This is a genomic window from Aeromonas sp. DSM 116730 (assembly GCF_046581335.1).
Taxonomy (GTDB): Bacteria; Pseudomonadota; Gammaproteobacteria; order Enterobacterales; family Aeromonadaceae; genus Aeromonas; species Aeromonas rivipollensis.
In genome coordinates this window covers 2,966,281-2,991,249 of the sequence record NZ_CP144265.1, presented here as the reverse complement: position 1 = coordinate 2,991,249, position 24,969 = coordinate 2,966,281, and the positions used below count along the sequence as shown (strand labels likewise).

20 protein-coding genes are annotated in these 24,969 nt (G+C 62.7%); 7 read left to right on the top strand and 13 right to left on the bottom strand.

The features are described 5' to 3' along the window. Positions 1–90: 90 nt before the first annotated feature. The 8 genes from eco to Aeroheme_RS13485 form a co-directional block, all read right to left on the bottom strand. Positions 91–573: a serine protease inhibitor ecotin gene (eco, locus tag Aeroheme_RS13520; RefSeq protein WP_005328180.1), complete on the bottom strand. Its 483-nt coding sequence runs from the start codon at positions 571–573 to the stop codon at positions 91–93. Positions 574–760: 187 nt separating this feature from the next. Continuing rightward, the gene (locus Aeroheme_RS13515; protein ID WP_411166024.1) at positions 761–1,318 is read right to left on the bottom strand and encodes a DUF1566 domain-containing protein; all 558 of its coding nucleotides are present in this window, start codon (positions 1,316–1,318) and stop codon (positions 761–763) included. Further along, on the bottom strand, positions 1,315–2,673 hold the full coding sequence (locus Aeroheme_RS13510; protein WP_411167250.1) for a DUF1566 domain-containing protein: 1,359 nt from the start codon (positions 2,671–2,673) through the stop codon (positions 1,315–1,317). The genes Aeroheme_RS13515 and Aeroheme_RS13510 overlap by 4 nt, the downstream gene beginning before the upstream one ends. A 65-nt stretch (positions 2,674–2,738) precedes the next feature. Further along, complete coding sequence (locus Aeroheme_RS13505; RefSeq protein WP_411166023.1) at positions 2,739–5,153, bottom strand: proprotein convertase P-domain-containing protein; 2,415 nt, start codon at positions 5,151–5,153, stop codon at positions 2,739–2,741. Positions 5,154–5,188: 35 nt separating this feature from the next. Continuing rightward, complete coding sequence (locus Aeroheme_RS13500) at positions 5,189–7,228, bottom strand: prolyl oligopeptidase family serine peptidase (RefSeq protein WP_411166022.1); 2,040 nt, start codon at positions 7,226–7,228, stop codon at positions 5,189–5,191. Beyond that, complete coding sequence (locus tag Aeroheme_RS13495; protein ID WP_411166021.1) at positions 7,228–9,378, bottom strand: TonB-dependent hemoglobin/transferrin/lactoferrin family receptor; 2,151 nt, start codon at positions 9,376–9,378, stop codon at positions 7,228–7,230. The genes Aeroheme_RS13500 and Aeroheme_RS13495 overlap by 1 nt, the downstream gene beginning before the upstream one ends. 260 nt (positions 9,379–9,638) lie before the next feature. After that, positions 9,639–11,486 (bottom strand): DUF3413 domain-containing protein, encoded by a 1,848-nt coding sequence (locus Aeroheme_RS13490; protein ID WP_106887279.1) that lies wholly within the window; start codon positions 11,484–11,486, stop codon positions 9,639–9,641. 43 nt (positions 11,487–11,529) lie between these two features. Continuing rightward, the gene (locus tag Aeroheme_RS13485) at positions 11,530–11,757 is read right to left on the bottom strand and encodes a DUF1414 domain-containing protein (RefSeq protein ID WP_011705556.1); all 228 of its coding nucleotides are present in this window, start codon (positions 11,755–11,757) and stop codon (positions 11,530–11,532) included. Between the two features lie 73 nt (positions 11,758–11,830). On the opposite strand from Aeroheme_RS13485, the gene yejK reads away from it, so the two are divergent. From yejK to Aeroheme_RS13460, 5 genes are all read left to right on the top strand, one after another. Then, positions 11,831–12,880 carry a nucleoid-associated protein YejK gene (gene yejK / locus Aeroheme_RS13480; protein WP_411166020.1) on the top strand — a complete coding sequence of 350 codons (1,050 nt, stop codon included), beginning with the start codon at positions 11,831–11,833 and terminating at the stop codon, positions 12,878–12,880. 396 nt (positions 12,881–13,276) lie between these two features. Next, positions 13,277–14,458, top strand: coding sequence for a maltose/maltodextrin ABC transporter substrate-binding protein MalE (gene malE / locus Aeroheme_RS13475; protein WP_106887277.1), 1,182 nt, complete (start codon positions 13,277–13,279; stop codon positions 14,456–14,458). 71 nt (positions 14,459–14,529) lie between these two features. Then, positions 14,530–16,182, top strand: a complete 1,653-nt coding sequence (gene malF, locus Aeroheme_RS13470; RefSeq protein ID WP_106887276.1) for a maltose ABC transporter permease MalF — start codon at positions 14,530–14,532, stop codon at positions 16,180–16,182. 12 nt (positions 16,183–16,194) lie between these two features. Beyond that, the gene (malG, locus tag Aeroheme_RS13465) at positions 16,195–17,085 is read left to right on the top strand and encodes a maltose ABC transporter permease MalG (protein ID WP_025326477.1); all 891 of its coding nucleotides are present in this window, start codon (positions 16,195–16,197) and stop codon (positions 17,083–17,085) included. Between the two features lie 162 nt (positions 17,086–17,247). Beyond that, positions 17,248–18,384, top strand: a complete 1,137-nt coding sequence (locus Aeroheme_RS13460; RefSeq protein ID WP_139751571.1) for an ABC transporter ATP-binding protein — start codon at positions 17,248–17,250, stop codon at positions 18,382–18,384. A gap of 114 nt (positions 18,385–18,498) precedes the next feature. Here Aeroheme_RS13460 and ppk2 read toward each other — a convergent pair whose 3' ends face one another. Then, on the bottom strand, positions 18,499–19,308 hold the full coding sequence (ppk2, locus tag Aeroheme_RS13455) for a polyphosphate kinase 2 (protein ID WP_290070475.1): 810 nt from the start codon (positions 19,306–19,308) through the stop codon (positions 18,499–18,501). 246 nt (positions 19,309–19,554) lie between these two features. On the opposite strand from ppk2, the gene Aeroheme_RS13450 reads away from it, so the two are divergent. Beyond that, a complete protein-coding gene (locus Aeroheme_RS13450) occupies positions 19,555–20,355 on the top strand; it encodes an alpha/beta fold hydrolase (RefSeq protein WP_262109430.1) in 801 nt (266 codons plus the stop codon). A gap of 74 nt (positions 20,356–20,429) precedes the next feature. On the opposite strand, the gene Aeroheme_RS13445 is transcribed toward Aeroheme_RS13450, so the two are convergent. The 3 genes from Aeroheme_RS13445 to Aeroheme_RS13435 all read right to left on the bottom strand — a co-directional run bounded on the left by Aeroheme_RS13445 (position 20,430) and on the right by Aeroheme_RS13435 (position 22,790). Beyond that, positions 20,430–21,239, bottom strand: a complete 810-nt coding sequence (locus tag Aeroheme_RS13445; protein WP_408793587.1) for a MipA/OmpV family protein — start codon at positions 21,237–21,239, stop codon at positions 20,430–20,432. Positions 21,240–21,423: 184 nt separating this feature from the next. Beyond that, entirely contained in the window at positions 21,424–22,494 is a 1,071-nt protein-coding gene (locus Aeroheme_RS13440) for an AI-2E family transporter (RefSeq protein WP_106887270.1), read from the bottom strand. Between the two features lie 65 nt (positions 22,495–22,559). Beyond that, positions 22,560–22,790, bottom strand: a complete 231-nt coding sequence (locus tag Aeroheme_RS13435) for a sulfurtransferase TusA family protein (RefSeq protein WP_106887269.1) — start codon at positions 22,788–22,790, stop codon at positions 22,560–22,562. A gap of 121 nt (positions 22,791–22,911) precedes the next feature. Here Aeroheme_RS13435 and Aeroheme_RS13430 point away from each other — a divergent pair, with 121 nt between their 5' ends. Next, positions 22,912–24,366, top strand: a complete 1,455-nt coding sequence (locus tag Aeroheme_RS13430) for a M48 family metalloprotease (RefSeq protein ID WP_353852474.1) — start codon at positions 22,912–22,914, stop codon at positions 24,364–24,366. Between the two features lie 69 nt (positions 24,367–24,435). Here Aeroheme_RS13430 and Aeroheme_RS13425 read toward each other — a convergent pair whose 3' ends face one another. After that, a complete protein-coding gene (locus Aeroheme_RS13425; protein ID WP_411166019.1) occupies positions 24,436–24,930 on the bottom strand; it encodes a TlpA family protein disulfide reductase in 495 nt (164 codons plus the stop codon). Positions 24,931–24,969: the final 39 nt, after the last annotated feature.

Below are 24,969 nucleotides of genomic sequence, written 5' to 3'. Positions count from 1 at the left end.
CGCTCTCTGCGGGGTGAAAACAATAAAATAAAGGCGCCATTCGGCGCCTTTTTTGTGTTCATGAATTGGCTGAACCTGAGCGTTGGACACTCATTCAATCATGGCTGGCTGGGCCAGGTTGTCGGCACGCCACAGACGGTAGCGCACTTCATACTCCTGCGGCACATAGATGACGAACGGCAGCTTGGAGTTGTAGTTCACGAAGAAGCCCTGACCATAGATCTGGACGAAGCTCTCTTTCTTCTGGCCATCCGGACAGGCCATCAGGGTGCTGACGGGACCCGAGACCTGGCCCAGAGTCAGGTAGTTGTATCCCCAGCCCTTGACGCTGTGCTGTTCCAGGTTGCCGGCGAAGCGGGGCAGGTTGCAGTCCACCAGCATCTTCTTGCCCACTTGCAGCTCGACCATCATGTCGGCTTCGTTTTCGACTTCCGGCAGGCGGATCACGACACGTTCCTGGTTCACTTCGGCGGCAGGGAACATGCTGATATCAAATTTTTTCGGTTCGGCGGCGAAGGCATGGCCGCCCAGTAACAAGGCGCCCAGCAGGCTAAAACGCAATACGGTTTTCATCTGTACCTCATGGGATTGGTTCAACGCCGCTAGACTAACCGCTCTGCCCGTTTCACGCCAGCGCTCCGGCGCGCAAAACCAGCCTGAACCGGCACAGGGTGACGTAATTTGATGCTTTTTTGACGCCTTCCACCACAAAAAGGCCATTCGGGAGTAAACCGGGCAGGGGAGTCCCCGCCCGGACGGCTCACCTTACCAGCAGCACCTGCTTTGCCCAGGAACCTGGGGCCCGCATGCCGACGGCGCCACTGGTGATGTCCAGATAGGCGATGCCCTTGCTGGCGGGTACCGGGGTCGAGGACCAGAGGTAGACATAGCCGTCGTTCACCTCCTTGCCGTCACCGGCCATGGCGCGGGGGAAGAGGGTTTCGTTGAGGGCGGGTTTGTAGCAGGCGGACTCCAGTATGCTGGTGAGCTCCTTGATGGTGGGCAGGCGCCAATCGGTGTGACCACCGAAACCGTGGAGGGCATGGCTCGGCTCGGTGCGGATCCGCTCTGCGGTCAGCAGGGCCTGCTGCCAGTAGAGCCGGGTCGGCTCGCCGCTGCAGCTCCCATTCTGCCAGCGTTGACCGAGCTGGCAGCGCATCCAGGTGAGGCCTGAGGCTCTGTCGGTGACTGTGCCGTTGCCGCGATCCAGGAAGCGGGAGCTTGGGCTGGTGCGCGGCAGGCTGTCGTCGCAGATGGCGATGGCCAGTGCCAGGGGGCTGCACAGGGTGAGCAGCAGGGTCAGAAGATACTTGTTCATCGGGTTACCTCGGCTACTAGGCGCAGTTGTATGGCATTGATTTCATTTTCGTTCTGGACGCCATAGGGGTAATCGGTGCCCGCATCCTCCCCCAGAAACTGGGGGCTGATGACGGCGATGGGGACGCTCTCGAGGCGCCGGGATGGGGTCAGGGTCTGGGTCCAGTAGCTGCCATCGAAGTCGCCGCTGGAGGGACCGACGTCGGGGAAGTAGCGCACATCCAGGCTGACCAGCTGGCCATCCTGGCGGGCGAGGGAGCCGTAGTGCTGCAGGCTGCCGAGCTCCTGGGCCGTGGGCAGACGCCAGTGCCCTATGCCGCACAGCTGCTGCGCATTGAGCCATTGGCGATACTGCTCGGTGGAGCAGATGGCCTCCCCCTGGGGGCAGGCATAATCCAGCTCCGCCTGACTGGGGTGATAGTTGCCAAACTCCCAGGCGAAGACCTTGTGCAGATCCCGCGGACTGTCGGCATCATCGAGCTTCTTCTCCCAGATGAGGCCGGTATTGAGATCCTCCACGCACTCCCAGTCGGGGGCATTGTCCGCCAGGGGCTGCCCCTTGCCGTCCAGCTTGCGATAGCGCAGTGGCGCCTGGCCCAGGCTCGCCTCCTGGCCCGGGTGATCGGCAGGCTCCTGGGTCAGCAGGTAATCCACCCCGTCCGTGTAGGTGGTGACGCCGCTGGCGGTCACCAACGCCCGGGGTCGTTGTTGCTGCAGCACGGCGGCGAGCCTTGTCTGCTGGCTCAGCAGCTCGGGGCTGGCGGCAAAGTGCTGGGCGAGCTCGGGCAGCAGGGTGACCAGCCCCTGCCAGATCTGGCGCTGGCGATCGCTGGCGGCGAGAGCGGGCAAGCTGGCGGCGTCATCCCGCGTCGCCAGGGCGAGCGCTTCCAGTGCCCTGTTGAACTCCTCCAGTTGCGCCAGGGCCGCGAGTCCCTGACCCGGTTGCAGGGGCGCCAGGGCGAGCAGCAGCTCGGCCAGGGCCTGGGCTGGCGGGATCCCGTCCGCGACCCGGGTCTGCAACAGGGTGCTCAAGGGGGTGGGGGTGAGGTGCTGATCATCCAGGCGCGCCGCCGGGTGGGTCAGGGTCAGGGCGCCCGGATCCCGGGGGATGAACAGCAAGGGGCTGGTGAGCAGGCTGGGGGCGCTGGCGCTCAACTGACGGGCGCCGGCCTCGCCACTGACCACGGGCTCGCCGGGCTCGCAACTGTCGTTCTGGTTCAGGTTGACGCACAGGGTGCCCGCCGCAGGCAGCTGGACCGTGAGGCGATAGTCGGGGGGCGTCAGGGGCGCCTCATCGGACTCGCCACCACCACAGGCGCTGAGCAGGGGAGCCAGCAGACAGGCCAGCGGGGTCATTCTCATCTTCATTTCTTGTCCTTGGAGGGGCCTTGGCCCCTCTTTTTTGCTTTTATAGGGATGGATCAGGTGCGACGGCAGAGGCGGCGCCAGAGGGCCAGCGGCAGCAGCCAGAGCAGGTTGAGGGCTCCGCCCCCGCTGCTGTCCGCGGTGTTGAAGTGGATGATGCCGTCATCCGGCGGGGCGACGGGCTCACCACACTGGGCGCCGATGCGCTGGCTGATGCTCCAGCCGTTGATGCGCCCCTGATTGCCCGGCTTGCTGTCCACCACTTCCAGGGTCCAGCGACCGGCCAGCGGCTCTCCCTCCAGGGGAGTGAAGGGTTGCAGGGGCAGCAGCTCGGTGGGGAAGACCCCTTTGAGCCGTGGCAACGGGCTGTACCCCTTGTCCCAGATCTGGATGCGGGTGCCTGAGGGGGAGTTGAGCCAGATCTCCAGCTCATCGAGGGCCTGGTGCTGCAAGTCCAGGTTCAGTTGCAGGCGATCGCTCACCCGGGCGTCGCTCTTCTCCAGTACCAGGCTGGTTTCGCTGATGCCGCGCACCTCCTCGCTCTGGGCATCCTTGAGGGCCAGCGGCTGGCCGTTGGCCCGGCTGATGACGGGGGTGCCTATGGGCAGGGTCAGCGACTGCTGCCACTGACGCTCGGTCGGGCTGGTGCCGCTCATGGCGAGGCTTATCGGCAGGCTCACCTCGTCGCCACAGGCCAGCGGGCTGGTGGCCAGCAGCCGCAGGGTGGCGATGGTGCTGGTGCCAGCCGCCAGTGTGGTCGCTGACCAGGCCAGGGGATCGGCCTGCAAGCCGGCGGGCAGGGACAGGGTCAGGGCGTTGAGGGTCACCGGGGCGCTGCCGGGGTTGCTCAGGTTCAGCTGTACCGACTGGCGCTGATCCAGCACCAGGGCGCTGCCCTCGGCCAGGGCTATGTTGACGGGCGCCTGCAACAGGCCGTGCTGGCGGAAGGCCTGCTCCAGATGGCGGGCATAGGCGCGCGCCGGGTAGAGCCGGGCCGCCGTGTCCACTGTGATGCGGGCCAGCTGCGGCATGCGGATGGCGGGGCCCAGCCCGAAGTGGGATTCGATGATGACGCGATCGAACTCGTCCCTCACCCCTTCCCCGTGCTCGGCCACCGACGCCAGCAGGGCCTGGAACAGCGGGGTGCCCCACAGCTGATCCCCATTGCTACCGTTGATGGTGCGGTGGGCCGGGTAGTTGTAGTCCGGGTGGTAGCGGGCCCGAGCATCGTCCAGCTGGCGCGGGGTGCGGTCGGTGAAGCGGGCATCCCAGTTGAACACCATAGCGGGCTCGAACTGGCGGCCTGCCTCGCTGCGCTGGCGATGGCTGGCGGCCAGATAGTCGCCGAAGCCCTCGCCGATGGCGCCCCAGTCACCCTCTTCCCCGAGATCCGGCACTATGTGGTGCTGCACGCCGTGGCCGAACTCGTGCCAGATGACCATGGGATCCTCGGCATCGGGGACGCCACTGCGGCCCAGCTCCAGCCTGCGCTCGAACGGATCGTAGAGAGAGTTGTCCTGATAGCCTGCGTCCGTGTCGACGTCGAGGGCGCCGGGGATGAGGTCGGTGAAGCCGAGCGCCTTGAGGTGGCGCTGGGCGAGATCCAGGTGGTAGTAGGCGTTGATGTCGGCAAAGCCCGGGTCGTCCCGGGTCAGGCGAAAGGCCTGCTGGCTGTCTGCCCCGTAGGGGGTAGTAGTGGGCTCGATGGCATCCACCACTCGAGCGTGGGGGCCGCTCAGCACATAGTCATTGCCCAGCAGGGTGACCGGCAGTGCCACCTTGTCCTGATAGGCGGCATCTGCCAGCACCAGGGCCTGGTGCCAGACCAGGCTGGCGTCTTGCAACTGGGTGCGGGGATCGGGATCGAACACCCGCGCCAGGACCCGCAGATCCCCCGCATCCGGGGTACGCAGCGCCTGGGTGCTCGCCTGATCCCCCCAGCGGCCGAGCTCGCGATCGCCGTCGCAACTGGCAAACAGCTGGACTCGGCTGGCCTTGGCATTGCCCGCCTTGTGCTCGCTCACCCGTTGGCGCAGGGCCGGCACCAGGGTGTCGCCGTCGCGCCAGTACCAGGCTTCGACCTGTCCCAGCGGCACTATCTGGCTGCCATCGGCGCGCAGCAAGTCCAGCAGGGGATCCAGGCTGGTGCTGGCATCGCAGCCGGGCGCTGCGCTCTGCAGGGGGCGCAGATTGTGATAGAGGCGCCAGGGTCTGCCGGCGCTGTCTATGCTGACGGCGGCCTGGGTGGTGGCCACCGGCAGGCCGTTGACCAGCATGCGGAAGCTATGGTGGTGGCCGAGCAGGCTGGCCCTGTCGTAGTCGGGGGCGAGGGTCACGCCGAGGCGCTGCTCCAGCCAGGCCTGGGGCCTGGTGGTCAGGGGTTGTTCATCGACAAACTGCAGCTCGGCCGCCAGCAGGGGCTGGGAGAGCAGGGTTGCCGCCAGCCAGAGGGCCAGGGAGGAGGGTTTCATGGGTGACTCCAAAACAGAAAAGGTGAATGCGGGCATCAGTGACGGACCCCCGCCAGGGAGAGCAGGAAGGCATACTCCCGGGCTGCGCGCAGCTCGGCCGTGCGGGGATTGGCCAGGTGGCCCCCCTCGAGTTCGGTGTGCAGCAGATAGGGGCCGGCCCCTGTGCTGTGGGCTCGCAGGCGGGCCAGCCACTTGAGGGGCTCCCAGTAGGGCACCTGGCTGTCGTGCAGCCCGGCCGTCACATAGAGGGGCGCGTAGGGGGCCGCGTGCAGGTTGTCGTAGGGGCTCAGGCGGCGCATGGCCGCATAGTCGGCCGGGATGGCCGGATTGCCCCACTCCCCGTACTCCTGGCGGGTGAGGGGCAGCTCGGGATCCTGCATGGTGCCGAGCAGATCGACGAAGGGCACCTGCAGCACGGCCCCGGCGAAGCGGGTCGGCGCCTGATTGAGGGCAGCCGCTACCAAGAGACCGCCGGCGCTGCCGCCCATGGCGAACAGCCGGGCGGGATCGATGGCGGGATCCCGGGCCAGGCTCTCTGCCACCACCAGGAAATCGTCCACGCTGTGTTGCTTCTGCTGGCCGCGACCCTCCTTGTACCACGACTCTCCCAGCAGGCCGCCGCCGCGCACATGGGCAATGGCGTAGACGAAGCCGCGATCCAGCAGGCTCAGCACCTGGGGCTGGTAGTAGGGGCGCATGGGGGTGCCGTAGGCGCCATAGCCGTAGAGCAGCAGTGCCTTGGGGGCCTGAATGTCCTTGCGCCACACCAGGGAGACAGGCACCCGGACGCCGTCCCGGCCCACCACCCAGCGCCGCTCGCTTTGGTAGGGAGAGGAGGAGGCCGGCTGCTCCTGGCGCCAGGTGCCGGAGGCCAGATCCAGCCAGCGCTGGTGCGGCGGCTCGGCCATGCCCTGGCGGCGGATCAGGATCTGCTGGCTGGCGGGGTCGTGGGCACCCTGGATCCAGGCCGTGCCGGCCCCTTCGGTGAGCGCCAGGCTGTGGGTCAGCTTGCCGCCTGCATCCAGCACATCGAGCCAGTCGTCCCCGGCCTTGCGGTATTGCAGCACAGTGTGGTGGGCAAACAGGCGCCACTTCTCGAGTTCCCGGCCCTCGCCTGACCAGAGGGGTTGCCAGGGCCCGCTCGCTACCTGAGCCAGGCTGGGCGCCTGATAGAGACCCATAGCCCCGTCCCGGTTGCTCTTGACATGCACCCTGTCCCCTTGGGTATCCAGGTAGTACTCGAGCCCGCTCTCACGGGGCTTGAGCAGGGTAGGACCGCCCTCATCCAGCAGGTATTGCTCCGAGCTGTCGTGGTTGTTGCTCTGCAAGATGAGGTGACGCTTGTCCGTGGTGCGATAGAGGCTGAGCAGCCAGGCGGGATCGGCCTCCTGGTGCACCAGCGCCTCCTTGCCTGCCTGCCAGGCCCACAGTTGCCAGGGGCGCAGGGTGTGGCGCTCGTTGGCGACCGTATAGAGGGTCTTGCCATCCAGGCTCCAGAGCAGATCGCTGGCGCGGTGTGGCAAAGAGGCGAGCGTCTCGCCGCTCGCCAGATCCAGCACGGTGATGCGGTAGTCCCTATCCCCTCTGCTGTCTTCGGCCAGGGCCAGCAGGCGGCCATCCGGGTGCAGGGCCCAGGCGGCAATCTCGTAATAACCCTGGTCGGGTTGACGGGGGGCCAGCCGCTGGCGGGGGGCGGAGCGCGTGTCGCTGCGTTGCCACAGGCTGCCGTCCGCCGCCATGCGCCACTGGCTGCCGGCCTCGGTCAGCCACTCCTCTGGCAGGGGGTCGCCCCGCTCCCGGGCCTGCCACTCGGCTTGCAGCGTCTTCGCAAGCGGCTGCTGGCCGGCGAGCTGCTGTTCGGTCCAGCGGTTCTGCTCGCGCAGCAGCGTTAGCAGCTCGGGGGCGCGGCGACTGTCGTCACGCCAGCCGCCATAGGGATCGAGGCGGGCTATCTCCCCCTTCATTAGTTGTGGACGTTCGGGGATAAGGGGCGCGGCCTCCTGGGTTGCCTCAGGAAGCGGGGCGACAGGGGCCGGGGTGGCCAGCAGGCTGGCCAGTACAAGCAGGCTGTGCATCAGATCCCCACGAAGGTGTAGCGCAGGCTGGCACTGAAGGTGCGGCCGCTCTGGGTGAAGAGTCCGGCGTCGGTACCGGCTTCCAGCCCGGCCACGTCCTGATAGCGGGTGTAGCGGGTGTCGAACAGGTTATCGAGCTTGAGGTTGACCTTGAGGGCATCGGTGATCAGCCAGTCCGCCGTCATGGCGAGGCTGAACCAGCCCGCGCTGGTGAGGCAGGCATCCTGGCGCTTGGTCAGGCTGTTGCCGCAGCTGGGCACCCTGTCCATGGCGGCGGCGTAGTCCGCCTGCATCCCCAGGCTCCAGTCATGGGTCTGGTAGCTCAGGCGGGTGTTGCCCTCCAGCGGCGTCAGGGTGCGCAGCGCCTCGCCCTGGCTGTCTTCCCCGTCGACCCAGCCGAGCTTGGTGGCCAGCTCCCACTCCTGGGTCAGCCAGTAGCTGGCGGCGATTTCCGCCCCCCAGGTCTCGGCCTTGGCCACGTTGCGGTACTGGCGAAGTATGACGCCGTCACTCAGGCGCAGCCCCACCTCGCGCCAGTCGATGAAGTTGTAGTAACGGTTGTAGAAGAGGGCCGGCTTGATGCTCCAGCTCTCCCCCTCGCCACTCAAACCCCACTCGAAGCTGTGGCTGGTCTCCTCCTTCAGATCCGTGTTGGCGATGATCTGGAACGGCGGCAGGGCGAAGTAGTGGGGAATGTTGCCGTACACCTTGTCGTAGGAGGGAGCCCGAAAGCCGTTGGCATAGCTGAGCCAGCTGCGCCACTGCTCGTTGACGCGGTAGCTGGTGGCCAGGCTCGGGGAGAGATGCCAGCTGTGGTTCTCGCCCTGATTGCCATCTTGCGGGCGCAGCCACTGGTGATCCATGCGCAAGGTGGGGGTGAATTGCCACCGGCCCAGGGTCGCCACGTCGCCGAGCCAGACCCCGGCCCGGTCGGTGCGGGCACTGCTGAAGGGCTCGGACTGGCTGGGCTGGGGTACGCCCGCCTCCAGGCTCAGCTTCTCCACCGGCCGCTCGTGGCGGGTACGCTCCAGCTCGACGCCGTAGCTCAGCTTGTGGACAAGGTCGCCGGTGACGAGATCCCGGCGCACGTCCAGCTCGCTGCCGACGCGGTCTTCGGTGAAGGTCGAGAGCTCCCGCTCGCTGCGGTAGCGGGGATAGCCGCTCAGCAGGTCGTTTTGCAGCAGGCTGCGTTTGTTGGCGCTGTTCTTGGAGTGGTTGCCATAGAGGCTCCAGGTGAACTGATCCGCCAGCAGGCTGCCGAGATCGCTCGCCTCCCAGCCAAGCTTGCCCCCCTGGGTGCGCTGGCTGCCCTGCTCGTGGTATTGGCGCACCTGCCACTTGCCATCGGGTTGGGGCACTTCGCGTGGTCCCTGATCCCGCTGCGCATTGTCCTCGAAGTAGTCGAGCTCGAGGCGCAGCAGGTGGTGATCGCTTAACGGGAAGCGGGAGCTGGTGGAGGCGCTGAGGCCGTCCAGATCCGCCGGGATGCGGCTCTCGTCATAGTTGGCGGTCTCGTGCCCCTGCCAGCCGGAGAGGCGCAGCAGGTGCTCGCTATCCAGCACCCGGGCGGCGCCGGTGGCGCTCAGCTTCTGCTTGTCGCTGCTGCCGTCCTGCAACACCTTGCCGCCGAGATAGGCATCCTGCCCCTGCAGGTAGTCCTCCGGCTGCTTGGTGGAGATGACTATGGTACCGCCGATGGCGTCGGAGCCATGGAGGGAGGAGCCGGCACCCTTGGCGACCTCGATCTGCTTGACGTCATCGAGATCGAAGCTGAAACGGCCCACCTTGTCGTTGAGGTCATCGGCGCCGAAGCCGTCGCTGACCCGCACCCCATCCTTGATGATGAGCACCCGGTTACCGCCCATGCCACGGATGATGATGTTTTGCGGCCGACCGGCGGAGCCGGTCACCGAGACCCCGGGTTCGTTCTTGAACACATCGGTGAGCTCGGTGGCGACCTGGCGATCCAGCTCTTCTTCCGTGATGACTGTGATGGAGCCAGAGATATCGGACAGCTTCTGCTCGATGCGCTGCCCCTTGACCACTATGGTCTCGTGGGCCCTGGGTTCGGGATCTGTCCCGGCGGGATCGCTGGCGGCCAGGGCTGTACCGGACAGCAGCATGGGCCAGTAGTGAAGCAGTGTTTTCATTGTTGATAATGATTTTTATTTAAGCCTGAAGGGCGCGGATTATTGCAGATGAATCCCTCTGTATCAACGATTGATAATCATTATCATCTTTGTTTTATGATCTTGATCGGACTGAGGTTTTTTGAGAGAAGAGTCAGTAGTTGCAGGGCATACGTTTGCGAATGGCACTGGCCGGTGGAGGGGAAGAGGGCGTCCCGACTGGATCTCGAGACAATAAAAAGCCCGCCGAGAAGGCGGGCTGATTGGATCCATCAGAGCACCTAGGGGGTGCGATAGAAGCGGTTGAGTTCGTTCATCACCTGGATCATGGCGCCCATGTCCGGGGTGCCGTGCTTGATGGGGCGATAGGTATTGCGATCCAGCAGCTCGAAGTCACCCTGCTTGTTGAACTGGGTGATGGTGTTGTCCTGATAGATGGCAAAGTCATTCTGATCGCCGGCCAGCAGCCAGTTGCGCGGGCTGGTGTCAAACAGGCTGCGCCCCGTGCTGTAGTCGCGAGGGGGGTTGCGTACCCCCAGCATGCCCTTCATCAGGGTCGGCACCAGATCCAGGTGGCTGCTTGCCTGCTCCTGTGGCTGGCTCTCGACACCGGGCCAGGCGAGCACCAAAGGAACCTGCACCTGATAGGGAGAGTAGTTGCTGCCATAGCCCCAGCTGTTGCTCTGGGTTTCGTTGAACTCCTGGCCGTGATTGGAGGTGATGACGACTATGGTCTGCTCGCTCAGTCCCTGCTGCTGCAGCCGGGAGAGCATCTGCTCCAGCAATTGATCGGTGTAGAACACCGAGTTCTTGTAGCGATTCTCCAGCTTTTGCAGGTTCTCGGGTCTATAGGCGGTGGCCGGGTTGAACCGGGTCAGCTCGGGCTGGAAGGGGCCCTTGAGGCTGGCGGGCACCTGATAATCGCCCGGGCTCGAGAGATAGACCAGAGAGAACCAAGGTCTGTCCGCGGTGCGGGTGCCAAGCCACTGCTGCCAGTCGCCGATGAGGCGAGTGTCATCACTCTGGCGGGAGACAAACACCTGCTTGCGCAGGCCGGCGAGCAGGCTCTGCTGATATTGCTTGGCGTCTTCCAGCGCACCGAACAGGCCGAACTGGTAGTCCTGGCGCAGCATCTCGTCGAACAGCACCGGCGGGCGCTTGTCGGCACGGATGTCGCCATAGTAGTGGCCGGGCAGCCCGTAGAAGAGGCCGAACATCCCCATGGCGTCATCGTTGCCGCCACTCATGTGGCGTCTGTAGTTGAGGTGCTGATCCGCATAGCGCTGCAGATTGGGCATGTTGATGTTGTTGAGCATGTCGGCCCGCAGGGAGTCGACCACCACCACCAGCAGGTTCTTGTGCTCGCTCGGCGCGCTCACGCTGAGGGGGCGCAGGGGATAGAGCAGGCGATGCTCGGCGCTGCCCTGGTTCTCGGCCTTCTTCTCATACTGCTCGAGATCGAGCCAGCCATGCTTGGCCAGGAAGCTTCGGGCTGTCATGGGATAGGAGAGCGGGAAGTTGGCGCGCTGCATGGTGATGGGCTGATACAGGGTCGCATCGGCCCAGCTGTTGACCAGGTGAGTCAGCATGAAGCAGACCAGCAGGGCCAGCCCCACCTGATTGCCGTACTGGCGACGCTTGCGCTTGTTGATCTTGCGCCACACATAGGCCGACAGCAGCAATTGCAGCAGGAAGATGGTGGGCACGGCGACGAAGATGATGCTCCAGATAGAGCCCTCTTCGGTCTGGGCCTGATCCAGCAGCAGTTGCCACACCTGACCATTCAAGTGGAACTTGAACAGCTGGAAGACCTGGGTATCGATGAGCAGCAGCACCTGCGCCAGGGTGGCGATGATGGCCGAAATGAAGCGCAGGGGCTTCTCCCTGGGCAGCACGAAGCTCAAGGGGAAGACGGTCAGCAGATAGGTGACGAAGCTCAGGAACGAGAAATGACCTATCCAGCTGATGATGAGATAGGTGACCCCGAGCGTGGTCGATGGCCAGCTGATGGAACCCAGATAGCGGGTCGCGATCAGCATGGCCAGTATGATGTTGAAGAAGGAGAACCAATGCCCCCAGGTGATCAGGCGAGAGACGTTATCACGATAGGGGTTGCCGGTTTCGACCATAATGATCCATCTGCTTGAAAAACATCAAAGAATGCGAAGAAACTCAGTGAGCATCGTGGCGATGATCCACCGAGGCGGTGAGCGCCTGGATGTACTTCTCGGTGATCGCCTGACGCTGGGCCGGGGCCATACCGTTGATGATGTTGGTGGTCAGGTTGCCAAGCACCATGAGACTGAGATCCACCGGCGCCTTGTGTTTCTCCAGGGCGGTGATCAGGTCGTTCATCAGGGCGTCAAACTGCTCGTTATTGTACTTTGATACGATGGGCATAATCTTGGGTTCATCTCGGTTCAAAGCGCCTTATAATACTTCACCCTTTCGGCTAACACTATGGCTTTGTGACATGAGTCTCGATATCGACAAGATCATTCTTCACTCCCTGCGCGCCGGCAATGACGGTCAGCCGCACGCCGATACCCGCAGTCAGACTCTGCCTGCCGACGAGGCGGTGCAAGGGCTGATGGCAGAACTGCATCGCATCTACAACGGCAAGGGTGGTAAAGGCTTCGGTTTCTTTGCCGACCCCGTAGCCGCCGTCGCCGAGCTGGCAGAAGGTGAAGAGGCTCCCAAGCAGCCGTCTCCGGCCTTTCGCATCGCCCTCGAACAACTGCTTGGCGAGCAGACCGAATTCGTCCCCTTCTCTATCACCCTGACCCAGATGCTGGTCAAGCAGCTGGTGGAGCACGCCCTGGACGAGCAGGGCGTGCTGCTGATTGCCAAATACAACTATGTCGGGGTCGATTATCTGATGATTGCCCTGCTGGAGGGCAAGGAGAGCGTCACCGTCAGCGAGGCGCTGGACCTGCGTCACATTCATTACCTGGATATCGGCAAACTCAACCTGGTGGCCCGCATCGATCTGACCGAGTGGAAAACCCAGCCTGATTCTCGCCGTTATATCACCTTCAGCAAGGGGCGGGTTGGCCGCAAGCTGGGGGACTTTTTCATGGATTTGCTGGGTGCCCGCGAGGGCATGGATGCCAAGGTACAAAATAAAGGCTTGCTGCAGGCGGTGGACGATTACTGCGACAGCCGCCAGCTCGAACCCGCCGAGCGCAATGATTACAAGAAGCAGGTCTTCAAATATTGCACCGAGCAGGCGAGCGCCGGTGAAGAGATCGAAATCAAGGAGCTGTCGGCGGAATTGCCTGGCGATGGCGATCTCGATTTTTACAGCTTCATCGGCCAGGAATATGAGCTGGAAGATCGCTTCCCGGCCGATCGCTCCACCCTGCGCGGCCTGACCAAGTTTGTCGGCTCGGGTGGCGGCCTGACCTTGAGCTTCGAGCAGAAATTGCTGAACAGCCGGGTCTTCTACGATCCCCAGACCGACACCCTGACCATACGTGGCGTGCCGCCCAACCTCAAAGATCAGCTGTTGCGTCAGTCATAATGTGATCCAGTCACCATTTCTGGCAAAAAGGCACCGGAGTTCGCTCCGGTGCCTTTTTATTTAAGGGGGAGATGAACCTGGAATCCGGCTTGGTACTTTTGTTAACACATTAAACAAAATAATGGAGTTGAAAGGGTTTTCAATGGGGTGAAACCCCTTTCAATGGTGTAAATTTATTTCTTTTTGGTAATTAATTTTCCATGCAAGGCCAAAAATATGGCGATAAATCCCGATAAGTCGCTGAAATAAGAAAATGTTTTCATAACTTTCTGGAAGAAAATACGTAATTGCATTTCAAAAATGCGAGGCGTGTCATGTGAGGCGTTGCAGGCTTGGGATAATATTCATCTCGCACACAATGCTCTTACAGCGCGGAACTAATACAAGGAAAGGCTCATGAAAAAGAAATTGCTGTCATCCCTGATCGGTCTGGCTACCCTGGGTGTGGCTTGCTCAGCCACTGCTGCGATTGACGAAGGTCAGCTGACCATCTGGATCAACGGTGACAAGGGCTACAACGGCCTGGCCGAAGTAGGCAAGAAGTTTGAAGCCGAGACCGGCATCAAGGTGACCGTTGCGCACCCGGACCAGGTAGAAGTGAAGTTCCAGCAAGCCGCCGCCACCGGCAACGGCCCGGACATCTTCTTCTGGGCTCACGACCGCTATGGTGAGTGGGTCAAGGCCGGTCTGCTGGTGCCAGTGACGCCGAACGCCGCCACCAAGGCCAAGTTCGAGCAGTTCGCCTGGGACGCCATGGCAGTCGATGGCAAGACCTATGGCTACCCGGTCGCGGTCGAAGCCGTCAGCCTGATTTACAACAAGGATCTGTTGCCCAACCCGCCCAAGACCTTCGAAGAGATCGCCAAGATCGACGAAGAGCTGAAGAAGAGTGGCAAGCGCGCCATCATGTGGGCCTATGACACCCCCTACTTCAGCTACCCCCTGGTGGCTGCCAACGGTGGTTATGCCTTCAAGAAGACCGCTACCGGTTATGACGTGAAAGACACCGGCGTGAACAACGCAGGCGCCAAGGCCGGTGTGGGCTACATCTCCGAGATGATCAAGTCCGGTCACCTGGAGAAGGGCATCGACTACGGTGTCATGGATGCCAAGTTCAACAAGGGCGAAGTGGCCATGATGATCAACGGTCCCTGGGCCTGGAGCAACCTGGACAAGAGCGGCATCAAGTACGGCGTAGCGCCGCTGCCGACCCTGAACGGCAAGCCGGCCAAAGCCTTCGTTGGCGTATTGGGTGCCACCATCAACGCCGCCAGCCCGAACAAGGATCTGGCCATCGAGTTCCTGGAAAACTACCTGCTGACCGACGCCGGTCTGGCACCGGTGAACGCCGACAAGCCGCTGGGCGCCGTGGCACTGAAGTCCTTCCAGAAGACGCTGGAATCCGATGCCAACATCAAGGCGACTATGCAGAACGCCCAGAATGGCGAGCCGATGCCGTCCGTGCCTGAGATGAGCCGTTTCTGGTCTTCCTTCGAAACAGCCCTCAAGAACGTCACCTCTGGCCGTCAGAGCGTTGACGAAGCCCTGGATACCGCTGCCAAGCGCATCGTCCAGTAAGCTAGCACCAGGGAGGCCTTCGGGCCTCCCACTCTCTCTAATCTCTCTTGGCGCAATAAAGGTTAATTGGCATGGAAGTTGTACCTTCTATCGAATCCTATGCCGGTCCGAAGAAAGACAAGTACGTCTGGCTGAAGTGGACCATGGCGGCACTGATTGCAGTGCTTAATGGTTATGCGGCCGTGATGATGTATGCCAGCGGCGAGTGGGTGTTTGCCCTGCTCGATCTGGTGGTCGTTTCTGTCGGTCTCTATGTCTTCATGAACAAGAAGACCTATGCCCACCGCTATATCTTCCCCGGTGTGGCAGGCATGGTTGTTTTTATCATCTTCCCTCTTGCCTACACGATCGGCATCGCCTTCACCAACTACTCGGGTGCCAACCTGCTCTCTCTCGAGCAGGCACGGGATTTCCATCTGAAAAAAATCTATAAGGTGACTGGCGGTGAATTCGATTTCACCCTCCTGGGTGGTGAGAACAATCAGTTTCAGCTGCTGCTGCAACAGGACGACCAATCCTTTATCAGTCAACCCCTTACCCTGCTGAACAACAAGGCGCGTACCCTGGCCGTCCGTGAAGGACGGGTCCGTGACGAGCCACAGGTTGTTCAGCTGCAACCCCTGAACGGGGAAGCGCTCGACCAGGCGGCACCCATACGTGCCATCGTCGATCACCGCACTCACCTGAGCGCCCTGGATCTGGTGCTGCCGGATGGCAACATCCACCTGACCCTGAGCAGCCTGCGCAAGTTTGCGGCGCAAAAGCCGCTGTATACCCAGCTGGTTGACGGGGCCGTGCTCAAGTCCGGTGTCGTTATCAAGGACGGCAACCTGCTGCGGGACAACCAGAACGGCGAGCTGATGCTGCCCAACGGTGATACCGGCTTCTATCAGTACATAGATGCTGACGGTCACTTCGTCGGCAAGGGCATGGCCCCTGGCTTCGTGGTGAGCGTGGGCTGGAAGAACTTCGTCCGCATCATGACAGACCCGGGTATCCAGGGTCCCTTCATGCAGATCTTCGTCTGGACCGTGATCTTCTCCGCCTGTTCCGTGGCCTTCACCCTGGCCATCGGCATGGTGATGGCCTGTCTGGTGCAGTGGGAGCAGCTCAGGGGGCGCGGTTTCTACCGGGTCATGCTGATCCTGCCCTATGCGATACCGGCGTTCATCTCCATCCTGGTGTTCAAGGGCTTGTTCAACCAGAACTTCGGCGAGATCAACCTGTTCCTGGAAGCGGCGTTCGGCATCAAGCCGGACTGGTACACCACCCCCTTCCTGGCCAAGGTGATGATCCTCATCGTCAACACCTGGCTCGGCTACCCCTACATGATGATCCTCTGCATGGGCCTGCTCAAGGCCATCCCGGAAGATCTCTATGAGGCGTCTGCCATGGACGGTGCGGGTCCGGTACAGAACTTCTTCAAGATCACAGTGCCGCTCCTGATGAAGCCGCTGACCCCCCTGTTGATTGCATCCTTTGCTTTCAACTTCAACAACTTCGTGCTTATCCAGTTGTTGACCAACGGGGCGCCGGACATCATAGGGGCCAGTACCCCGGCCGGGACCACGGATCTGCTGGTGAACTACACCTACCGGATCGCGTTCCAGGGCTCGGGTGGTCAGGACTACGGTCTGGCCAGTGCCATCGCCACCGCCATCTTCCTGATCGTCGGCGCGCTTGCACTGCTCAACCTGAAATTGTCCAAAGCGGACAAGCTGTAAGGAGGCTTCTCAATGGCTATCGTACAACCCAAATCAGTGAAATACCGGGTGTGGGCAACCCACCTGGTCATGTGGGGCTTCCTGGCGCTGATCATCTTCCCGGTGATCATGGTCATCGCCATCTCGTTCCGTAACGGCAACTTCTCGGTGGGGGAGATAATCCCCTCCAACCCGACCCTGGATCACTGGAAGCTGGCGCTTGGCATGTCCATCACCAACGCCGATGGCAGCATAACGCCACCGCCGTTCCCTGTGCTGACCTGGCTGTGGAACTCCATCAAGATCGCGGGCATCACGGCCCTGATGATAGTGGTGCTCTCCACCACCTGTGCCTATGCGTTTGCCCGTCTGCGGTTCCGTGGCAAGCAGACCATCTTGCAGGGGATGCTGATCTTCCAGATGTTCCCGGCGGTGCTGGCGCTGGTGGCCATCTATGCGCTGTTCAACAAGATTGGCGACTACATCCCCTGGCTGGGTCTCAACACCCACGGCGGCCTGATCCTGGCCTACATGGGCGGCATAGCGCTGCACGTCTGGACCATCAAGGGCTACTTCGAGACCATAGACTCTTCCCTGGAGGAGGCGGCGGCCATCGATGGGGCGACCCCCTGGCAGGCATTCAGGTTGATCCTGCTGCCCCTGTCGGTGCCCATTCTGGCGGTGGTCTTCATTCTGGCCTTCATCGGCTCCATCACCGAGGTGCCCGTGGCCTCCATCCTGCTGCAGGATGTGAACAACCTGACCCTGGCGGTCGGTGCCCAGCAATACCTCTATCCGCAGAACTATCTGTGGGGTGACTTCGCCGCCGCCGCCGTGCTGTCCGGCCTGCCCATCACAGTGGTGTTCCTCATGGCGCAGCGCTGGTTGGTCGGTGGCCTCACCGCGGGCGGTGTGAAAGGTTAAGTGGCGCCACGCAGCCAGCACCAAAGTGTTCCTGATGGTCAATCACAGGGCTGGTTAGTTGGTGGTCTCACCGCAGGCGGTGTGAAAGGTTAAGGTTTTAATGGCCGGGGGAGTGCTCCCCCGACTATCACGATTTGCACAGATTTCAGAGCGGAGCTCGTCATGGCTGAAGTAGTACTCAACAACGTTCGCAAAAACTACGATCCGGCTGTCCACAAGGACACGCTGCGCAACATCAACCTGGCCATCAAGGAAGGGGAGTTCATCGTCTTCGTCGGTCCGTCCGGTTGTGGCAAGTCCACCCTGCTGCGGATGATCGCAGGTCTGGAGGACATCACCAGCGGTGAGCTGACCATAGGCGGTCGTTACATGAACGACGTGCCGCCGGTGGAGCGCAACGTGGGCATGGTGTTCCAGTCCTACGCCCTCTACCCGCACATGAACATCTACGAGAACATGGCCTTCGGCCTCAAGCTCAAGAAGATGGACAAGGAGAACATCCACAAGCGGGTGATGCGTGCCGCCGAGATCCTGGGTCTCGAACCCCTGCTGGACAGAAAGCCCAAGGCGCTCTCCGGCGGTCAGCGCCAGCGGGTGGCCATAGGTCGCTCCATAGTGCAGCAACCCCAGGTGTTCCTGTTTGACGAACCCTTGTCCAACCTGGATGCCGCCCTGCGGGTCAAGATGCGCATCGAGATCGCCAAGCTGCACAAGGAGCTCAACTCCACCATCATCTACGTGACCCACGATCAGGTGGAGGCCATGACCCTGGCCAACCGCATCGTGGTGCTGAGCCCGCTCAAGGGCGAGGCGACCACCAACCTGGAGCAGTTCGGCACGCCGCTCGAGCTCTACCACAACCCGGACAACAAGTTCGTGGCGGGCTTCATCGGCTCACCCAAGATGAACTTCCTGGCGGGGGAGCTGCTGGAGATAGGCGAGCAGGAGTGCGTGGTCAAGCTGACTTCCGGCGACACAGTGCGTGCCCGGGTCGATGCCCGCAGCGGCGCTGTCGGTGACAAGGTGGAGCTGGGCATTCGTCCCGAGCACCTGGTGCCGCTGGATCACGCCCACGCCGACAGCAAGGTGAGCGGCATAGTCCAGGTGGCAGAGCACCTGGGGGCCGAGTCCTTCGTCTACATGGACGTGGATGGCCACGACTTCACCGTCAAGGCCAGCTCAGACGTGGACGTGGCCACGGGTCAGGAGTACAGCGTCGGCATTCCGGCCGAGGCCTGCTACCTGTTCGATGACAAGGAGCAGGCGTTCCCCCGTACCGCCAGATATATCCGCACCTGATGGTGTTGTTGTGCAGGTTTCCATAGTATTCAATGCCTTTTTGCCGGTCGAATGACCGGCTTTTTATTGCCTGCCGTGTGGGAAACCGGGCAGGCGGGGTGCCGGGGTGAAGGCTTAGAGCTCGGCGGTGATGTCGGGCACGAAGTTCTGGCTGGCCAGGGGCGGGCGCTCATAGCCCTCGGTCTTGATGGGGGGCAGCTTGATGGGCTCGTAGTGGATAGCCTCGTAGGGCACCTTGCCGAGCAGGTGGGCGATGCAGTTGAGGCGGGCGCGGCGCTTGTCGTCGGCATCGACCACGAACCAGGGGCTGTCCTCGGTATCCGTGTAGGTGAACATGTCATCCTTGGCGCGGGAGTACTCCACCCAGCGGGAGCGGGACTGCAAGTCCATGGGGCTGAATTTCCAGCGCTTGATGGGGGTGTTGATGCGCTCCTTGAAGCGCTTCTCCTGCTCTTCGTCACTGACCGAGAACCAGTACTTGATGAGGGTGATGCCTGAGCGAGTCAGCATCCGCTCGAACTCGGGGCAGGCACGGAGAAACTCGCGGTATTCGGCGTCGGTGCAAAAGCCCATCACCCGCTCCACCCCGGCCCTGTTGTACCAGGAGCGATCGAACAGCACCATCTCGCCTGCCGACGGGAGGTGGGCGGCATAGCGCTGGAAGTACCATTGGGTGCGCTCCCGGTCCGAGGGGGCTGGCAGGGCGGTGACCCGGCAGACCCGGGGGTTGAGGGGCTCGGTGATCGCCTTGATGACGCCCCCCTTGCCGGCGGCGTCGCGTCCCTCGAACAGCACCACCACCTTGAGCCCCTCCTGCTTGACCCACTCCTGCAGCTTGACCAGCTCCTCCTGCAGCTGGGTGAGGTGGTGCTCATAGGTTTTCTTGTCCAGGCGCGGGCGTTTCTTGCTCTTTTCCTTCGGCATGATCTTCTCCTGTTTGAGTCCTTTCTGTGCGTCATCCCAGCTTGCACCAGGGAGGCGCCACTGCCAAGGCCGGCGTGTTACACTGCCGCCCCATCGCTGCCAGCAAAACAGAAGAAAACATGAGGCAATTTATGGCGATTGATACTGCCGTCTCATCATCAGCAGCTGGCAACAGAAAAAACATCAAGCCATGTATGGCGATTTGCACTGCCGTCTCATCATCGGCAGCCGGCAACAGGAGATAACATGAAGCATTTTATGGAGATAGCGGGCCGCCGCATGGCCTATCTGGACGAGGGGCAGGGCCCTGTGCTGCTCTTTGGCCACAGCTACCTGTGGGACAGTGCCATGTGGGCACCGCAAGTAGAGGCGCTCAAGGGTAGCTATCGCTGCATAGTGCCCGAGCTCTGGGGCCACGGGGATTCAGACTCTTTGCCGGAGGGCCCTTGCTCCCTTGAGACCCTGGCCCGGGATCACCTGGCCCTGCTCGATGCCCTCGACATAGAGGAGTGTGTGCTGGTGGGGCTGTCGATTGGCGGCATGTGGGGCGTGGAGCTGGTCAGGATGGCCCCGGCGCGGCTCAAGGGTGTGGTGCTGATGGACACCTTCGTTGGCTGGGAGCCCCAGATCCCCTGTGAGCGCTACCTCGGCATGCTGGCCATGATAGAGCAGCTTGGCAGTCTGCCGGCCCCCGTCATCGATCAGGTGGCGCCGCTGTTCTTTGCCCATGAGCCGGATCCCGCCCTGATGAGCGGCTTCAAGGCACGCCTCGCCAGCTGGCCAGCGGATCAGGTGGCTAGCCTGGTGGCGGTGGGGCGCAGCTTCGTGACCCGGGAGGATCGCATCGAGTGGCTCGAAGAGATGGACGTGCCGAGCCTGGTGATGACAGGCTGCGAGGACAAGGCGCGCCCTGTGCTGGAGGGCTATCTGATGGCCGAGGCACTGGCCTGCCCCTTCAAGGAGATCCCGGCCGCGGGCCACATCTCGACCCTGGAGAACCCCGAGTTCGTCAACCGGACCCTGGCCGAGTTTCTGGCCACCCTGTGATGGCCCCTTGCCGTGCTAACCACATCAAACAAGAAGGGAGCCATGGGCTCCCTTCTTGTTGGTTGGCAGCGGGGCTACCAGATGTAACCCACGGCGAAGCCGGCGTAGAGCTCCCCCTTGTGCTGGACTATGGGGCTGTCCGCGATGTCGTCGTCGTAGAGCTCGTAGTTGGCGGCAAACATGCCGATCCAGTGGGGGCTGAAACGGTAGCTGGTGATGATGGCCGCCATGGGTGAGAGGGTGGTGCCCGTGTCCCACTCTGGGCGCAGCCCCGTGGCCTCGCCCCCCGAGACGCCGCCAAAGTAGTAGTTCGCCATCTTGTCGCTGCGGATCATCATCCCCATGCCAGGCATGATGAGCAGTCTGTCCCGCAATATGGGGAAGTCGGCCCACAGCAGCAGCTCCTGGCCGTTGCTGCGCCCGGTCACGTCAGTGCTGAGGCGGGTGCTGAGCAGGGCATAGGGGGTGATGAGGCTGGCGCCTATGCCCCCTTCCAGCTCCCACTTGCGCGGTTCCATGCCGGCCAGCTCGGGGGCATCGTCGGGATCCAGGTTGCCAAAGCGCATCCTGCCGTACCCGTAGGCGGCGAAACTGTCATCCTTGTGAAAGTAGTAGCGGGCCCTGTCCCCGAGGAACATGAACTGCTCGCCGAAGTAGATGAAACCCGGTATTGCGAGGGCTGTGTCATCCTGGCCCTGATAGCGGGCATCGCCACCGATGACGGCGCCACCCAGCACCAGTCCCTTGGGCACCGGGCTGGTGGGGCTGTCCTGCACGAAGATATCGAGGGAGCCGAGATCGACCTCGGCCTGAGCCGGGGTCGCGAACAGCAGGGTCAGGAGCGCGCCAAGCGCGGCGCTGTGCAGGGGGCGAACAGGGGACATGGACTGATCCTTCAGAGTCGGGGCTGGCAGAGCATACTGCCGATGGCCTTGTCAGTGAAGCCTGTTTTTATTTGAAATTCAAGTCGATAGCGTCGTTGTGCTGCAGCTGGATTCAGGCGGGAACTGAGTCCGTGGTCGATGAGTTCGCGGTAATAAAAAAGAGAGGCGAAAGCCTCTCTTCTCATCAGGGGGTAGGGCGGGGCGTCTCGTCCCGCTTGGGCCAGGCGTTGAGCACAGCTTTCACCAGGGTCGCCAGGGGAATGGCGAAGAAGACTCCCCAGAATCCCCAGAGCCCGCCAAACACCAGCACGGCGATGATGATGGCCACAGGGTGCAGGTTGACCGCCTCGGAGAAGAGCAGGGGCACCAGCAGGTTGCCGTCCAGCGCCTGAATGACCAGATAGGCCACCATCAGCCAGGCGAAGTCCGGGGTCAGCCCCCACTGGAACAGGGCCACCATGGCGACGGGCACAGTCACCGCCACCGCCCCTATGTAGGGGATGAGCACGGAGAAGCCGACCGCCACCGCCAGCAGCACCGAGTAGCGCAGCCCCATCAGGGCGAAGGGGATGTAGGTCGCCACCCCGACGATGAGGATCTCGATCACCTTGCCGCGGATGTAGTTGATGATCTGGTCGTTCATCTCCACCCAGACCCGGTTGACCAGGGTGCGATTGCGGGGCAGGAAGCGGCGCAGGCCGCCCATCAGCACCTGCTTGTCCTTGAGCATGAAGAACACCATCAGAGGCACCAGGATGGCGTAGATGAGGATGGCCACCACGTTGATGAGGGAGCTGAGGGAAGCGCTCACCAGCTGCTCCCCCCCGGCCAGAATGCGCTGGCGAATGTTGTCTATGATGGTTTCGACCAGGCTGACGTCGACTATCTCGGGGTATTTTTCCGGCAGGGTGCGCACCGCGTCCTGGGCATGGGCCAGCATGGAGGGCGCCTCCTTGGCGAGGTTGACCCCCTGGCTCACCAGTGTGGGGATGAGCCCCAGCAGCATCATGGTGGTCACAGAGAGAAACAGCAGCAGCACCAGGCTGGTGGCCAGGGGGCGGGAGAGTCCGGTGCGTTGCAGGCGGCTGACCGGCCACTCCAGCAGATAGGCCATCACCACGGCCACCAGCAGGGGGGCCAGCAGATCGCCGAACAGCCAGAGCACGGCGAAGCAGAACACCAGCAGCAGGAACAGGGCAACGGCATCGGGGTCGGAAAAACGGGTCTGATACCAGCGCTTCAATACATCTAACATCGAGGCTTCCTTGGTTTTTTACCGTGTCATCAGGATGGAAAGGGGCAGCCCGGGGCCTGGCGACATCATGATGGCCGGCTCCCGACCACGAGCAGCAGGGAGAGGCGGGCGGCGGACTCCTCCAGGGGACGGACGCTGTGGCCCAGGCGTTGCAGGTAGGCCGGAATGTCCTGCCGGGAGCCGGCATCCCCCAGTATGAGGTGCAGGGATTGGCCGGGTCTTGCCTGGCGCAACCAGAGCTTGAGCCGGATCAGCGGCTCGGGACAACGCCAGGGGGTCAGGTCGAGCTGTTCCATGAGGATTCCATCGCGTGCGTGGTGGTCATTATGGCCGTGATACCAGTATGAAACAACGCTTGTGGGCCTTGATGGGCAAGGGTATTCTGCCCGAGCCCCTTCTGATGGAGATAGAAACACTGTGGCCCGTTTTTCCCCCTTGATGGCATCGCTTCCCCTGCTGATATCCCTGATGAGCGCGACCTTTCAGGCTCAGGCGAACAACCAGCTGCCCGACATCGGCACCGCCGGGGTTGCCGCCCTGCCCATCGAGCAGGAAGTGCGCTATGGCAATGCCTTCATGCGGTTTGCCCGGGCGGGTTTGCCCATCATCGATGACCCCGTGCTGAGCGAATACATCGACGATCTGGGTCAGCGCCTGCTCACCAATGCCGACGGGGTGCGTTTCCCCTTTACCTTCTTCCTCATCAATGATCCCAGCATCAACGCGGCCGCCTTCCTCGGCGGGCGGGTCAAGGTGCACACCGGCCTCTTCCTCTACGCCGACAACGAGAGCGAGCTGGCCTCGGTGCTGGCTCACGAAATCACCCACGTGACCCAGCGCCACATAGCCCGTTACATGGAGGCACAGGCGAGCAGCTCGGCCATGACTCTGGCCGGTCTGGTGGGCTCCATTGCGCTGGCGGTGATCAACCCCACCGCAGGTATAGCCGCGCTGCAGACCACCCTCGGGCTCTCCATGCAGTCGGCCATCAACTATACCCGTGACAACGAGTACGAAGCTGACCGCATCGGCATGAAGACGCTCTATGACGCAGGTTTCGATCCCATGGGCATGGCCAGCTTCTTCCAGAAACTGGCGGCGGAGTACCGCTACGCCAGCAAGCCGCCCGAGATGCTGCTCACTCACCCCCTGCCGGAGACCCGGATCAGCGAAGCCCGCGCCCGTGCCAACAGCTATGGTCGCCGCGCCTTGCCCCCCAGCCTCGACTTCTGGCTGGCCAAGGTGCGCATCCAGGTGCGCTATGGCACAGAGAGCCCCCAGGCGCTGCTCACCTACTTCGACAGCCGCCTGCAGAAGGGGGACTACCCGCTCAAAGACGCCGCCACCTATGGCAAGGCGCTGGCCCTGCTGCAGCTCAAGCGCACCGACGAGGCCGATACCCTGATGCAGAGTCTGGCCGCCCGCCATCCGGAAGATCTCTTCGTGGTGGATGCCCTGACCGACATCGATCTCGCCAAGGGGCGCAGCGCCCAGGCCATCGCCCGGCTGGAGCGCTTCCGCACCCGGATGCCGGACAACGAGGTGGTGGTGGTCAACCTCGGCAACGCCTATCTGGAGGCGGGCAACTACAAGAAGTCCATCGCCATCCTGGATCCTTACGCCCGGGAGCACGACGAGAACAGCCTGGCCTGGAGCCTACTGTCGGATGCCTATCGCAAGGCGGGAAGGATGACGGACTTGCACATGGCGCGGGCGGAGACCCTCTCCCTGCGCGGTGACTACCAGGCGGCCATCGACGAGCTGATCGTGGCCCGTGGCACCACCAGCGACAAGCTGACCCTGGCCCGCATAGAGGCGCGCATCACCCAGCTGGAGCGGGCGAAGAAGGATCTGGACAGCCTGAAGGGCTAGTCCGGCTGACCACGCCTGCATGCAACGGGGTGCACCAGAGATGGTGCACCCCGTGTCGTCATGGGGCCATCAGGGCCGTGCCGAGGAAGCTTGTGTGGCGGCCCAGGCCCGGAGGGCGGCGAGCTTGTGCTCATCGAGCTCCCCCACCAGGGTCTTTTGCAACTGCCCCTTGTCATCGAGCAGGTAGCTGGTGGGCAGTGCGCCAGGCCTTGGGAAGGGGAGGCCGGCCTCATCGAGGGGGACCATCAGGGGCACGGCTATCTGATGGCGGCGGGCCAGCTCGGCCAGCTCGCCGGGGGAGGCGGGATCATAGTTGATGGCGATCACCCCTATCTGCCCCTCCCGGTGCAGCGTTGCGAGCAGGGGCATCTCCCGCAGGCAGGGGGCGCACCAGGGGGCGAAGTAGTTGACCAGCAGCGGCTTGCCCGTCAGGGCGCTCAGGCTGAGTTTTTTGCCCGCCCCGTCGATGAACTGGGGGGCCGGCGTGCAGGCCCCCAGCAGGGCGGCCACAATAAGCCAACATATTCGTTTCATTTCCACAGCCCTCCCGCTTACCCTGCCCATCCGTTTCCCCTACAATAGCGCCATTTGTTGTCCCATCTT

What these genes read in the sequence shown, in the direction of transcription:
- eco (WP_005328180.1), bottom strand. Translation starts at nt 573, where the DNA reads ATGAAAACCGTATTGCGTTTTAGCCTGCTGGGCGCCTTGTTACTGGGC.
- Aeroheme_RS13515 (WP_411166024.1), bottom strand. Translation starts at nt 1,318, where the DNA reads ATGAACAAGTATCTTCTGACCCTGCTGCTCACCCTGTGCAGCCCCCTG.
- Aeroheme_RS13510 (WP_411167250.1), bottom strand. Translation starts at nt 2,673, where the DNA reads ATGACCCCGCTGGCCTGTCTGCTGGCTCCCCTGCTCAGCGCCTGTGGT.
- Aeroheme_RS13505 (WP_411166023.1), bottom strand. Translation starts at nt 5,153, where the DNA reads ATGAAACCCTCCTCCCTGGCCCTCTGGCTGGCGGCAACCCTGCTCTCC.
- Aeroheme_RS13500 (WP_411166022.1), bottom strand. Translation starts at nt 7,228, where the DNA reads ATGCACAGCCTGCTTGTACTGGCCAGCCTGCTGGCCACCCCGGCCCCT.
- Aeroheme_RS13495 (WP_411166021.1), bottom strand. Translation starts at nt 9,378, where the DNA reads ATGAAAACACTGCTTCACTACTGGCCCATGCTGCTGTCCGGTACAGCC.
- Aeroheme_RS13490 (WP_106887279.1), bottom strand. Translation starts at nt 11,486, where the DNA reads ATGGTCGAAACCGGCAACCCCTATCGTGATAACGTCTCTCGCCTGATC.
- Aeroheme_RS13485 (WP_011705556.1), bottom strand. Translation starts at nt 11,757, where the DNA reads ATGCCCATCGTATCAAAGTACAATAACGAGCAGTTTGACGCCCTGATG.
- yejK (WP_411166020.1), top strand. Translation starts at nt 11,831, where the DNA reads ATGAGTCTCGATATCGACAAGATCATTCTTCACTCCCTGCGCGCCGGC.
- malE (WP_106887277.1), top strand. Translation starts at nt 13,277, where the DNA reads ATGAAAAAGAAATTGCTGTCATCCCTGATCGGTCTGGCTACCCTGGGT.
- malF (WP_106887276.1), top strand. Translation starts at nt 14,530, where the DNA reads ATGGAAGTTGTACCTTCTATCGAATCCTATGCCGGTCCGAAGAAAGAC.
- malG (WP_025326477.1), top strand. Translation starts at nt 16,195, where the DNA reads ATGGCTATCGTACAACCCAAATCAGTGAAATACCGGGTGTGGGCAACC.
- Aeroheme_RS13460 (WP_139751571.1), top strand. Translation starts at nt 17,248, where the DNA reads ATGGCTGAAGTAGTACTCAACAACGTTCGCAAAAACTACGATCCGGCT.
- ppk2 (WP_290070475.1), bottom strand. Translation starts at nt 19,308, where the DNA reads ATGCCGAAGGAAAAGAGCAAGAAACGCCCGCGCCTGGACAAGAAAACC.
- Aeroheme_RS13450 (WP_262109430.1), top strand. Translation starts at nt 19,555, where the DNA reads ATGAAGCATTTTATGGAGATAGCGGGCCGCCGCATGGCCTATCTGGAC.
- Aeroheme_RS13445 (WP_408793587.1), bottom strand. Translation starts at nt 21,239, where the DNA reads ATGTCCCCTGTTCGCCCCCTGCACAGCGCCGCGCTTGGCGCGCTCCTG.
- Aeroheme_RS13440 (WP_106887270.1), bottom strand. Translation starts at nt 22,494, where the DNA reads ATGTTAGATGTATTGAAGCGCTGGTATCAGACCCGTTTTTCCGACCCC.
- Aeroheme_RS13435 (WP_106887269.1), bottom strand. Translation starts at nt 22,790, where the DNA reads ATGGAACAGCTCGACCTGACCCCCTGGCGTTGTCCCGAGCCGCTGATC.
- Aeroheme_RS13425 (WP_411166019.1), bottom strand. Translation starts at nt 24,930, where the DNA reads ATGGGCAGGGTAAGCGGGAGGGCTGTGGAAATGAAACGAATATGTTGG.